At 70.8% G+C, this 12245-nt stretch carries 7 protein-coding genes and 1 pseudogene; 6 read left to right on the top strand and 2 right to left on the bottom strand.

Going from position 1 to position 12245, the window contains the following annotated elements; translation table 11 throughout:
* Positions 1-212 precede the first annotated feature (212 nt).
* Positions 213-2378 (top strand): SpoIIE family protein phosphatase, encoded by a 2166-nt coding sequence (locus G5C60_RS15550; protein WP_338145825.1) that lies wholly within the window; start codon positions 213-215, stop codon positions 2376-2378.
* 202 nt (positions 2379-2580) lie between these two features.
* Here G5C60_RS15550 and G5C60_RS15545 read toward each other — a convergent pair whose 3' ends face one another.
* Positions 2581-3798 carry a S1 family peptidase gene (locus tag G5C60_RS15545; protein WP_165259488.1) on the bottom strand — a complete coding sequence of 406 codons (1218 nt, stop codon included), beginning with the start codon at positions 3796-3798 and terminating at the stop codon, positions 2581-2583.
* Positions 3799-4368: 570 nt separating this feature from the next.
* On the opposite strand from G5C60_RS15545, the gene G5C60_RS15540 reads away from it, so the two are divergent.
* From G5C60_RS15540 to G5C60_RS15520, 5 genes and pseudogenes are all read left to right on the top strand, one after another.
* Entirely contained in the window at positions 4369-4584 is a 216-nt protein-coding gene (locus G5C60_RS15540; protein ID WP_165259486.1) for a type A2 lantipeptide, read from the top strand.
* 133 nt (positions 4585-4717) lie between these two features.
* On the top strand, positions 4718-5524 hold the full coding sequence (locus G5C60_RS15535) for an HlyD family efflux transporter periplasmic adaptor subunit (protein WP_165259484.1): 807 nt from the start codon (positions 4718-4720) through the stop codon (positions 5522-5524).
* Complete coding sequence (locus G5C60_RS15530) at positions 5521-7776, top strand: NHLP family bacteriocin export ABC transporter peptidase/permease/ATPase subunit (RefSeq protein ID WP_165259482.1); 2256 nt, start codon at positions 5521-5523, stop codon at positions 7774-7776. The genes G5C60_RS15535 and G5C60_RS15530 overlap by 4 nt, the downstream gene beginning before the upstream one ends.
* Positions 7777-7915: 139 nt before the next feature.
* Positions 7916-10681, top strand: a complete 2766-nt coding sequence (locus G5C60_RS15525; RefSeq protein WP_241266823.1) for an NHLP bacteriocin export ABC transporter permease/ATPase subunit — start codon at positions 7916-7918, stop codon at positions 10679-10681.
* Positions 10682-10696: 15 nt separating this feature from the next.
* Positions 10697-10888: pseudogene (locus G5C60_RS15520) on the top strand (TIGR01458 family HAD-type hydrolase); the annotation flags it as partial.
* Positions 10889-11039: 151 nt separating this feature from the next.
* Here G5C60_RS15520 and G5C60_RS15515 read toward each other — a convergent pair.
* Positions 11040-12134: a CapA family protein gene (locus tag G5C60_RS15515; RefSeq protein ID WP_165259478.1), complete on the bottom strand. Its 1095-nt coding sequence runs from the start codon at positions 12132-12134 to the stop codon at positions 11040-11042.
* Between the last annotated feature and the right edge of the window lie 111 nt (positions 12135-12245).

Genomic DNA, 12245 nt, shown 5'->3' with positions numbered 1-12245 from the left:
CCAGGACGCTTGCGCAGCCCCTGTGACCGTTCCGGGGTCGGCTCGTGAATCCCGCGGCGGTACGTGGACCGGACGTCACCATGCGTAGCGGCTCGAAAGAGACCGGACATGAGTCGTCCTCAGCGCGCTCAAAGCCTCCGCCGTCGTGCGGGAACCGCCCGCAAGAGGGAGCCTTGACGCCTGGGGTGCTTGCGCGTGTGCCGTGGGAGGAGGTGGTCGGCGTGTCCGACCAGACGGCGTCCGGGCGGCAGTCGGAGCGCCCGTCGGCACCGGTCGGCCGGCCGCTGCTGTCGCTGACGCTGGCCGCGATCATGGACGACGTGGGCGCCCACTCCGGCGCGGTGTATCTGCTGGCCCCGGGCGAGCAGGTCCTGGAGATGGCGGTGATGGCGGGGCTGCCCCGGGCCTTCGCGGCGCCCTGGGAGCGGGTGGGGCTGAGCGCGCCGATTCCGGTGGCGAAGGCGGTGCGCGACCGGCGGCTCGTCTGGGTCGGCGGCGAGGAGGACATGGCCCGCGACTATCCGCGGATCGCCGTGGTCCTGCCGTATCCCTTCGCGCTGGCCGCGGTACCGGTGGCGACCGACCGGGCCGTGTACGGGGCGGTCTTCGTGACCTGGCCCGGCACGCGCCCGGCGGAGCTGTCCGACCGGGAGCGGGACCATCTCACCGCGGCCTGCGGCCGGCTCGCGCTGCGTCTGGAGCGGGCCGCCGAGGAGGGCCACTCGGTGCGCCCCGAGCCGGATCTGCTCGCCCCGGCCTCGGCGGCGACCGTGACGGGGACGCTCGGCGCGGTGGAGGCCGTGCGCATGGTGGCGCGGCTGCCGTACGGGCTGTGCGCGCTCGATCTGCACGGCCGGATCACCTTCGCCAACGCGGCGGCGGGCGAACTGCTCGGCCTGCCGGTCAGCGCTCTGCTGGGCAACCAGTTGTGGGCGTCAGTGCCGTGGCTCAACGACCCGGTCCACGAGGACCGCTACCGCGCCGCGCTGCTCAGCCAGCAGGTGACGTCGTTCGTGGCGCTGCGCCCGCCGGCCGCCTGGCTGTCGTTCCGGCTGTATCCCAGTACGAACGGGCTGAGCCTGCGGATCTCCCGGGCCCGCGCGGTCGCCGGGACGGACCGTGCGGAGCAGCGGCCCGGGGACGGCGGCCCGCGTCTCGTCACCATCTCGCACGTACTGAACCTGGCCAGCGCGCTCACCGAGGCGGTCGGCGTCCAGGACGTGGTGCAGCTGGTCGCGGACGAGATCGCGCCCGCCGTCGGCAGCCAGGCACTGGTCCTGCTCGGCTCGCAGGGTGGCCGGCTGCATGTGCTCGGGCACCGCGGCTATCCGGACCCTCGGGTCGTGGAGCGGTTCGACGGGATGTCGCTCACCGCGCAGACACCCGGGGTGCACGCGCTGACCAGCGGTGTGCCCGCCTTCTTCGAATCCCGGCGGCAGCTGGAGCGCCTCTACCCGGGACGGCAGGAGACGCGCGACGGCATGGCGGCCTGGGCGTACCTGCCGCTGATCGCGTCCGGTCGGCCGGTGGGCACCTGTGTCCTCGCGTACGCCGAACCGCATCCCTTCCCGGCCGACGAACGTGCCGTGCTGACCAGCCTCGGCGGGCTGATCGCCCAGGCGCTGGAGCGGGCGCGCCTGTACGACGTGAAGCACCAGCTGGCGCACGGTCTGCAGGCGGCCCTGCTGCCGCACTCGCTGCCGTCGCTGCCCGGTGTCGAGGCGGCCGCCCGCTATCTGCCCGCCACGCGGGGCATGGACATCGGCGGCGACTTCTACGACCTGGTGCCGACGCCCGGCGGCGCCGCGGCGGTGATCGGCGACGTGCAGGGCCACAACGTCACCGCGGCCGGGCTGATGGGACAGATCCGCACCGCCGTACGCGCGTACACGACCGTCGGCCGGCCGCCCGAGGAGGTCATGGGCAGCACCAACCGGCTGCTGATCGATCTGGGCAGCGAGCTCTTCGCCAGCTGCATCTATCTGCGTCTCGATCCCGCGCACGGCCAGGCCGTGATGGCCCGTGCGGGGCATCCGCCGCCCCTGCTGAGGAGGCCCGACGGGCGGGTTCGGGTGCTCGATCTCGCCGGCGGGCCGTTGCTCGGGATCGACGCGGAGGCCACGTACCTGAGCACTCAGGTGTCGCTTGCCCCCGGGTCCGTACTCGCCCTGTACACCGACGGGTTGATCGAGTCCCCGGGTGTCGACATCGAGGACGCGCTGGCCGGGCTCGCGGGGCGGTTCACCGAGATCGGCGACCAGCCGCTGGAGGAGCTGGCCGACGGTCTCGTACGGCACAGCGGGACGGAGCGGGAGCGGGTCGACGATGTGGCGCTGCTGCTGCTCCGCGTTAGCGCTCCGCTAGGAGAGCGGTCATGAACCCGCGGGCCCGGTGGGGGCTGGTCGCGCCCACGCGGCGGAGCCGCAAATTGATACAGCCCCGCGCCCCTGAAGGGGCGCGGTAGCGCACCGGACTTCGCCACGCACAGGGCAGTCCGGCCCTCCCGCCGAAGGGCCGGACCGCCCCACCACGGCCGTTACGTCTGTGCGTCGTACGGCCGAGTCAACTGGGCCGGCCGGGTCAGGAACCCGTGAGGCCGTTGCCCACGCCGTTGCCGTTGGCCTCGCCGTTCTCGCTGGCGGCCTCGTCACCGGCTTCCTCGCCGGCGCCGGCGCCGCCGCCCGCACCGCCTTCGCCGAGCGTCGCGCCGGTGGCCTCCAGTGCGGTGGTGACCGGCTGGAAGAAGGTCTCGCCGCCGACGGTGCAGTCGCCGCTGCCGCCCGAGGTCAGGCCGATCGCGCTGTTCTCGTTGAACAGCGAGCCGCCGCTGTCGCCCGGCTCGGCGCAGACGTCGGTCTGGATCAGACCGGTGACCGTGCCCTCGGCGTAGTTCACGGTGGCGTTGAGGGCGGTGACCGTGCCGGAGTCCTGGCCGGTGGTGCTGCCCATACGGGTGACCGGCATACCGACCTCGGCCTCCGCGGCCTGCGCGATGTCGACCTGCTCGGCGCCGAGGTTCACGGTGCTGGGCGCCTCGGTCGCCGGGTCGTCGTACTTGACGAGCGCGAAGTCGCCGTCACCGGGGAACGTGGCGGTGTCCGCGTCGGTCGTGCCGATCGGCGCGCCGCCCTCTTCCTCCGACCACTCGGCGGCCGCGACACCACAGTGACCCGCGGTCAGGAACGCGGGCTCGCCCGCGGAGTCGGTGACGTTGAAGCCGAGCGAGCAGCGTGACCCGCCGCCGAAGATGGCGTCGCCGCCCGCGGCGAACGTCTTGAACTCACCAGCGGACTTCTTGACGGACGCCATGTCCGAGCCGAGCGACTTGACCGTCGACTCCACCTGGTCCCAGTTCGAGCCCGTGACCGTGCTGTCGGCGGTGACCTGGATCTTGTTGGTCCTCGGGTCGATGGACCAGGCCGTACCGGGGACGGTGGCCTCGGACTTCAAGGTCTGCTCGGCGGCCTTGAGTTCGGACATGGTGTTGTCGACTTCGCGAACGGCGGCGCCCGCCTGCTCGGCCTGGACGACGAGGTTGTTGTTGTCGCCCACGACGTTGATGACGAGCTGCTGCTCGTCCTTGTCGTAGTACGAGCCGGCGAACGCTTCACCGAGCAGTGCGGCCAGTTGCGAGGACAGGTCCGACGCCTGCGCGGCGTTGACCGTCTTCGGGGCGGCGTCCGTTCCCTCGGTCTGGGACGCCATCGCGTTGGGCAGTATCAGTGCCGCCGCTCCGAGCGCCGCCACGCTGCCCGCTGCTATGACGGCCTTGCGCTTTGGTGTTCGCTTGTGACTCAACTTCTTGACCTCCATGTGGGGACGGAGTCCGCGCTGCCGCTCGGCAGCTGACTGGCGGCGCCTGGATGGCTGTTGGTACGGATGCTGCGGGTGTGGCGTTCAACCGGCCCTTGATTCGCACTCCGCTACCGAGAGGTAACAGCCCGTTCGTGCGAGAGAGCGGAATCCCGGCTTCCTCAAATCTGCACATCGATTACGCAGGCGGGTCACGGCAGTCGGCGAATCTGCACAGCGGCTCGCCGCCGGCCGCCTCTTTGGTTCGGGTGTGCCCGATTCGCAATCATGTCCGCAAGGGCCCGAAAGCGATCACGTCGCGGATCGTGTGAAGAAGTCGCCACCGAGCCGTGCGCAGGCCTGCACGGTTGGGCGTCCTACGACCGCAAATCCCCTGATCACATGGGGCATTGATTGGAAGCGCGCCACGGCAGCGTGCTTTGATCCTTCGCACCGCAGGGGTCACCCCATGGTTCTGGGTTTCCGGTGCCTGACGTCTGCGGCGGCGGCCGACCATCTGTCCCCAGAGGGGGCCGCTCCCCCCTTGTGAATATCAATAGGAAGGGAAGTTCCATCATGAACTCCACCCCCCAGGTTGAGACCGTCGAGATCTCGGACGCCGACCTCGACACCGTCTCCGGCGGCCTGTCCGTCAACGCCCTGGGCACCGTCACCGGCGCGCTGGACTCCGTTGCCCCGGTCTCGGGCATCGTGGACACCGCCGTCGGCACCGTCGAGGGCGCGACCGGCCTCAACACCGCCCCGGTCACCGGCCTGGTCGCCGGTCTCTGATCGCATCAGCGTGCCGTGAGTCCCGGAACCGATCCATGGTTCCGGGGCTTCCGGATGCCGTAAACCAGCCGGCCGTACGGCAGCCGTCCGCAGTGGCCGTACGTCACGTCGTCCGCAGGTGAGGGAAAGTCCCGTGCAGTTCCGCCAACAGGCCCTCGCCAAGCTCCAGTCGCCCGAAGAGCTCGACCTCCCGGTGCGCTTCGCCCGCCCGCAGGGCTGGCTCGTGCTGTCCGTGACGGTCGTCGTCATGGCGGCCGCCTCCGTCTGGGCAGTCACGGGGTCCGTCGCCTCCACGGTGAGCGCGCCCGCCATCCTCACGCACGGGCAGGGCAGCTACGTCCTGCAGAGTCCCGTCGCCGGCCAGGTCACCGCGGTCCTCGCGAAGCAGGGCCAGCGGCTCCCCGCCGACGCCCCCGTACTGAAGGTCCGTACGGCGAAGGGCGAGACGGTCGTCCGTACCGTCGCCGCGGGCCGGATCACCGCCCTCGCCGCCACCATCGGTGCCATCATCCAGACCGGCGCGAACGTCGCCTCCGTCGAGAAGGTCGCCGGCGCCAAGGACCCGCTGTTCGCGACGGTGTACGTGCCCGCCGAGAACGCCGCCACGATTCCTGAGGACGCGGCCGTGGACCTGACCGTCCAGTCGGTGCCCACTCAGGAGTACGGAGTCCTGCGCGGCCAGGTGAAGTCCGTCGACCGGAGCACACAGACCCCGCAGCAGATCACCGCCTACCTCGGAGACAGCCAGCTGGGCGAGCAGTTCACCAAGGACGGCAGGCCCGTCGCCGTCCTGGTCCGCCTGGACCGCTCGTCCGGCACGAAGTCCGGCTACAAGTGGTCGTCCACTCAGGGCCCGCCGTTCCGGCTCGACTCCATGACCATGGCCTCCGGCTCGATCCGTATGGCCGATGAGCGTCCGATCGATTGGCTGCTCCCGTGACCGCTCCCCAGGACACCGGCACCGAGGCGTCCGAACTACCGCCGCCCGTACGGGGCAGGCGCCGTGCCGCGCCGCCGAAGCGCACCGTCCCCAAGGGCCGCCGGAAGACCGTCCGCACCCCCACCGTCCTCCAGATGGAGGCCGTGGAGTGCGGCGCCGCCTCGCTCGCGATGGTGCTCGGCCACTACGGGCGGCACATCCCGCTGGAGGAACTGCGCATCGCCTGCGGCGTCTCGCGTGACGGCTCACGGGCCAGCAACCTGCTGAAGGCGGCGCGCAGTTACGGCCTCACCGCCAAGGGCATGCAGATGGACACGGCGGCGCTCGCCGAGGTGCGCGCCCCGGCGATCCTGTTCTGGGAGTTCAACCACTACGTCGTCTACGACGGCATGGGGCGCCGCTTCGGCCGGCGCGGGGTGCACATCAACGACCCCGGCAAGGGCCGCCGTTTCGTCCCCATGGAGGACTTCGACACCAGCTTCACCGGTGTCGTCCTCACCATGGAGCCGGGTCCCGACTTCGAGAAGGGCGGCCGCAAACCGGGCGTCCTGGGCGCCATGCCGGCCCGGCTGCGCGGCACGTCGGGCACCATGCCGGCCGCGGTCCTGGCGAGTCTGCTGCTGGTGGCGGTCGGCGCCGCGGTGCCCGCGCTCAGCCGCACGTACATCGACATGTTCCTGATCGGCGGGCAGACCTCACTGCTCAAGGTGCTGTTCGCGTCGATGGGCGCGACGGTGCTGCTCACGGTGGTGCTGACCTGGCTCCAGCAGGCGAACCTGCTGCGCGGCCGCGTCATCTCGTCGACACTGAGCAGCGCGAAGTTCCTGCGGCATCTGCTGCGGCTGCCGGTCACGTTCTTCGCCCAGCGCAGCCCGGCCGACCTGGTGCAGCGGCTCCAGTCGAACGACGCGGTGGCCGAGACCCTGGCCCGTGACCTCGCGGCGGCAGGCGTCGACGCGGTCGTGGTGGTGCTGTACGCGGTCCTGCTCTACACGTACGACCCTCAGCTCACGGCCGTGGGGATCGGGGTCGCGCTGCTCAACATCGTGGCGATGCGGGTCGTGGTGAAGCTCCGTGCGACGCGGACCGCGAAGCTGCGAGCGGACAGCGCCCGGCTCACCAACACCGCCTACACGGGGCTGCAGTTGATCGAGACGATGAAGGCGACCGGCGGCGAGGACGGCTACTTCCGCAAATGGGCCGGGCAGCACGCCACCACGCTGGAGGAACAGCAGCGGCTGGGGGTGCCGAGCGCCTGGCTGGGCGTGGTCGCGCCGACACTTGCCACGCTCAACAGCGCGCTGATCCTCTGGATCGGCGGCATGCGGGCCGTGGAGGGCCATATATCCGTCGGTCTGCTCGTCGCGTTCCAGGCGCTGGTGACCCGTTTCACCGCGCCGATCACCCGGCTCAACGGCGTCGCGAGCCGCATCCAGGACTTCGCGGCCGACGTGGCGCGTCTGAAGGACGTCGAGAACTTCGCGGCCGACCCGCTCTACTCGCGCCGGGACGGGGGCGAGAGCACTCGCCGCCTGCACGGCCATGTGGAGCTGGAGAACATCACCTTCGGTTACAGCCCGCTCGACAAGCCGCTGCTCTCCGGTTTCTCACTGACGGTCGGGCCGGGCCAGCAGGTCGCGCTGGTCGGCGGCTCCGGCAGCGGCAAGTCGACGGTGTCCCGGCTGATTTCGGGGCTCTACGCTCCGTGGGAGGGGGTGATCCGGATCGACGGGCAGCGTCTGGAGGACATCCCCCGCGGCGCGCTCGCGGCCTCCGTCTCCTTCGTCGACCAGGACGTCTTCCTCTTCGAGGGCTCGGTCCGCGACAACATCGCGCTGTGGGACCCGTCGGTGCCCGACGAGGCCGTTGTCGCGGCACTGGAGGACGCGGCGCTGTACGACGTCGTCATGCGCCGCCCGGGCGGCATCCACAGCAAGGTCGAGCAGGACGGCCGCAACTTCTCCGGCGGTCAGCGCCAACGGCTGGAGATAGCACGGGCGTTGGTGCGCAGGCCCAGCATCCTCGTCCTCGACGAGGTGACGAGCGCCCTGGACGCGGAGACCGAGCAGCTCGTGATCGACAACCTGCGCAAGCGCGGCTGTGCCTGCGTGGTGATCGCGCACCGGCTCAGCACCGTGCGCGACAGCGACGAGATCGTGGTCCTCCAGCACGGCACGATCGTGGAACGCGGGCGTCACGACTCCCTGGTGGCGGCCGGCGGCCCGTACGCCGAGCTGGTCAGGGAGCGCTGAGATGACATCCGTACCCCAACAGAACCAGCAGCATTACCAGCAGGACCCGCAGAACGCACAGAACCCACAGCAGCAACAACAGCAGCAACAACAGCAGCCCGTAACCGAGGGCGACTACGTGCTCGCCGCGCTCGGCGGCATGGGCACCCCGGTCGACGGCTCCGGCCTCAACCGCCTCGACCTCGAGGGCCCGCACGTACTGTGGCTCGTCGCGTCCGGCGCCATGGACCTGTTCGCGGTCGACGCGGCCCAGCAGGGCCACTGGCACCACCTCGGCCGCCTCGAAGCGGGCTCCCTGCTGCTCGGCCCGGTCGCGGGACCCCAGCACACCCTGGTCGGCAGGCCGTTGCGCGAGTGCGTACTGCGCCGCATCGCGCTGCGCGAGCTGTACCAGCCCCCGCAGACCGAGACATGGACGTACGACGCGTACGGCAATCCCGTGTTCGTACCCCCGGCCACAAGCCCGCTGGAGTACGCCCTCTCACTCGGCGTCGGCCGCGGCCAGGCCATCCTGTTCGAGGCGCCCCTCGCCACCGAGCGGGGCGCGGCCCTGACCGACGAGGACATCCTGTGGATGCAGGTGCCGCCGGGCAGTGTGCAGTACGGGTCCGTGTACGGCGCCGAGGCCGCGGCCGACCTGCTGGTGGACCCTGCGATGTGGCAGGCCATGGTCGACCAGCAGTACCGGCTGCTCGCCACCCTTGACCGCTGGATCGAGCAGCTGGAGCGCACCCACGAGAACCGGACCGCCGCGGGTATCAAGGCCGGTGAGGCGGTCCGTGCCCAGGCCGACCGGACGCTCCTCGCCTCCATCTCCAAGCGCTCGGCATCGGGTTCGCCCGCGGCGGACGCCGATGCCACGTATGCCGCCTGCAAGCTCGTCGCCCGCGCCGCCGGGATCGCCCTGGCCGACCCCGCGCAGGGCGGCACGGAGAGCGATCGCCTCGATCCCGTCGAGCGGATCGCGATCGCCTCCCGCGTCCGCACCCGCGCCGTACGCCTCGACGGGCGCTGGTGGCGCGACAACATCGGCCCGCTGGTCGGCCACCGGTCCGCGTCCGGCGCTCCGGTCGCACTGCTGTGGCGGCGCGGCGGATATGTGGCCGTGCACCCGAGCGGTCGTGAGACACCGGTCGAGAAGGCCAACGCGGCGGAGTTCGAGCCGCGAGCCGTCATGTTCTACCGGCCGCTTCCCGAACGCCGGCTGAGCCCGCTCCGGCTGCTGCGGTTCAGCCTCCAGGGCACCGGCGGTGACCTGCGCAACCTCACGCTCAGCGGGCTGGTCACGGTGGCCCTTGGCGCGCTGGTGCCGATCGCCACCGGCAAGGTGCTCGGCATCTATGTGCCGAAGGCCCAGGAGAACCTGATCGTCCAGTTCTGCCTGGCCATCATGATCGCCAGTGTCGTGTCGGCGGCCTTCATGCTGATGCAGAACCTCACCATCCTGCGCATGGAGGGGCGTATCGAGGCCACGCTCCAACCCGCCGTGTGGGATCGGCTGCTCAGGCTGCCCACGAAGTTCTTCACCGCGCGCTCGACCGGCGAACTGGCCAGCGCCGCCATGGGCATCAGTTCCATCCGCCGCCTGATGGCGGGCGTCGGCCCGGTGGTCGTCCAGGCGGGCACGGTCGGCGTCATGAACCTCGTCCTGCTGCTCTGGTACAGCGTCCCGATGGCCCTCGCCGCGATCGGCATGCTCGTCGTGATCGCCGCGGTGTTCCTCGGGCTCGGTCTGTGGCAGGTGCGCTGGCAGCGCCGCCTCGTCGTACTGAGCAACAAGCTCAACAACCAGGCGTTCCAGACCCTCCGGGGCCTGCCCAAACTGCGGGTCGCGGCAGCCGAGAACTACGCGTACGCCGCCTGGGCGAGCGAGTTCGCCCGCAGCCGTGAGTTGCAGCAGCGGGTGGGCCGCATCAAGAACCTCAACACGGTGCTGGGCGCGGTGTATCTGCCGCTCAGCTCGTTGATCATCTTCATGCTGCTGGCGGGACCGGCCCGCGGGTCGATGTCGGCCGGTGACTTTCTGACCTTCACCACCTCGATGACGATGCTGCTGACCTCGGTGACGCAGCTGACCGGCTCGTTCGTCTCGGCGGTCGCCGCGCTGCCGATGTTCGAGGAGATCAAGCCGGTCCTCGACGCGACGCCCGAAGTCCGTGTGGCAAGCACCCGACCGGCCGCCCTCTCCGGCTCCATCGAGGCGAAGAAGCTGTCCTTCCGTTACACCGACGACGGTCCCCTCGTCCTCGACGACGTGTCCTTCGCGATCCGGCCGGGTGAGTTCGTGGCGATCGTCGGCCCCAGCGGCTGCGGCAAGTCCACGCTGCTGCGGCTGCTCATCGGCTTCGACAAGCCGGTGTCGGGCAGTGTGCTGTACGACGGTCAGGACCTGGCCGCCCTCGACCAGTCGGCCGTACGCCGCCAGTGCGGTGTCGTGCTCCAGCACGCCCAGCCGTTCACCGGCTCGATCCTGGACTGCATCTGCGGCACCGAGCCGTACACGCCGGAGGAGGCCATGGCGGCCGCCGAGATGGCCGGGCTCGCCGAGGACATCAAGCGCATGCCGATGGGACTGCACACGATCGTCTCCGGCAGCGGCGCGATCTCGGGCGGCCAGCGCCAGCGGCTGATGATCGCCCAGGCGCTGATCCGCCGGCCACGCATCCTCTTCTTCGACGAGGCGACCAGCGCCCTGGACAACGAGACCCAGCGCACGGTCATCGAGAGCACCCGCGCGCTCAACGCCACGCGTGTGGTGATCGCACACCGGCTGTCCACGGTGATGGACGCGGACCGCGTCATCGTCATGTCGGAGGGGCGCGTCGTACAGCAGGGCCCGCCCGCGCAGCTGCTCGCGGACACGGGCGGGCGACTGCACGAGCTGGTGCGGCGCCAGATGCAGTGACGGGATCTTCAGCCACTGCCCGGCGCGGTCGAGGCGCTGCGGCGGATCCGGGAGTCGGACCTCGGTGTCGCCCTGGTCACCAACACGACGTCCCGTACGCGTGCGTCGATCGCCGAGGCTCTGGCCGGAGCGGGCTTCCCGGTGGACGCCGAGGACATCCTCACGGCGCCCGCGGCCACCGCCGCGTTCGTCGCCGACCGGTATCCCGTCGGGGCAGAGGCGCGGGAGGCGTCCAGGGCCCGCTCGGTGGCGGCCTGCTGTGCGGGAGTGGAACGTGCTCTCGGTGGCCTCTTCCTGAACAACGGTTCAGTGAGATCGTCCTTCGGAGGACTGGGGATCATGATGCTCGGGGTCAGCATCAGAAGTGGACGTGGCCTTCCTCGTCCACCCTCGTCGAGGGGTTGAGTTCCCGGGACAGTTCTTCGACGTGCCGCAGGATCCGCCGCGCCGTCGAGGCCGAGGGGATCGCCGGTTCGCCGTCCGTGGTGAGCTCCACCGGGTGGAGGCGCAGTCGGGGCGGGCCGTCTCCGAGGCACACCTCGAACGCCGCGCTCTCGAACCACGGCCGATCGGACATCCGGTCCTTGTAGCGGGCAGCAGGCCGCCGGTCGGGGGGAGCCACCTCCTCGCAGGGATGGAACAGGAAGTTCCCGGTCGAGTACAGGATGAGTCCGTCCCGGTACCTCTCGACCGGGTGGAGGCAGTGCGGATGGTGCCCGATCACCAGATCCGCGCCGGCGTCGACGAGACGCCGCCCGAGCGGCTGCTGGTACTCGGCCAACGGCCCCTGGTTGTCGGGCAGATAACACCACGGGACGCCCCAGTGCACGGCCACCACCACCGTGCCGGCCAGGGCCTTGGCCCGCCGGATCGCCTCCTCGGCGCGCTCCACGTCCTCCTCGCGCGCCCTTGTACGGACGTACGGCACGGTCCCCGGCTGTTCTTCGAGCAGTACGCCGTCGAACTCGTAGCTCTGCTCGATCCTCACCGGCGCGATCCCGGGCCTGCGCGACGTCGCGTTGAAGCCCGGTGGCAGGGCACTGCACAGGCTCAGGAAGGCGGCCTCGGCACCGTTCCGGCCCGTGAGCCGGACGGCGCGCAGCGCCTCGTCGAGGTCCTCGCCGGCTCCGGCGTGCGCGACACCGGCCCTGTCCAGGGCCGCACGGGTGCTGCGCAGACCGTCGATGCCGTAGTCGAGGGCGTGATTGGTCGCGAGGGAGCAGGCGTCGAAGCCGAGCCGGGCCAGTTCGGGGGCCGTGCCGGTGCCCACACGGAAGGCGACCGGCTTCTCGGCCGGGTGTCCGGTGTCGGTCAGCGGAACCTCGAGATTGCCGATCACCAGGTCGGCGTCCCGCAGCAGCGGCAGGGCAGACGTACCGGCGGAGAGGTCTCCGTCGCGGGTCAGAGACGGTCTCCGGGCGACCACCACGTCCCCCACGGCGATCAGTTTCATGCGGTACTCCCCTTCACTCCGCTTCGCTCCTCTTCACCGGCTGCGCCGCCCGACTCTAAACGCCTTCCGTGAAGCGGATGCCGGCGCTGCCGCAGGCCGGGCCGTAGGCCC

Origin of the sequence: Streptomyces scabichelini (genome assembly GCF_011045015.1) — a bacterium.
GTDB lineage: Bacteria > Actinomycetota > Actinomycetes > Streptomycetales > Streptomycetaceae > Streptomyces > Streptomyces scabichelini.
Note: the sequence above shows the minus strand (reverse complement) of the source record. Positions and strands in the feature narration are given on the sequence as shown.

Excerpts from the sequence above, each read along its gene's own strand:
- G5C60_RS15540 (WP_165259486.1), top strand. The coding sequence starts at position 4,369 with ATGAACTCCACCCCCCAGGTTGAGACCGTCGAGATCTCGGACGCCGAC.
- G5C60_RS15525 (WP_241266823.1), top strand. The coding sequence starts at position 7,916 with ATGGGCACCCCGGTCGACGGCTCCGGCCTCAACCGCCTCGACCTCGAG.
- G5C60_RS15515 (WP_165259478.1), bottom strand. The coding sequence starts at position 12,134 with ATGAAACTGATCGCCGTGGGGGACGTGGTGGTCGCCCGGAGACCGTCT.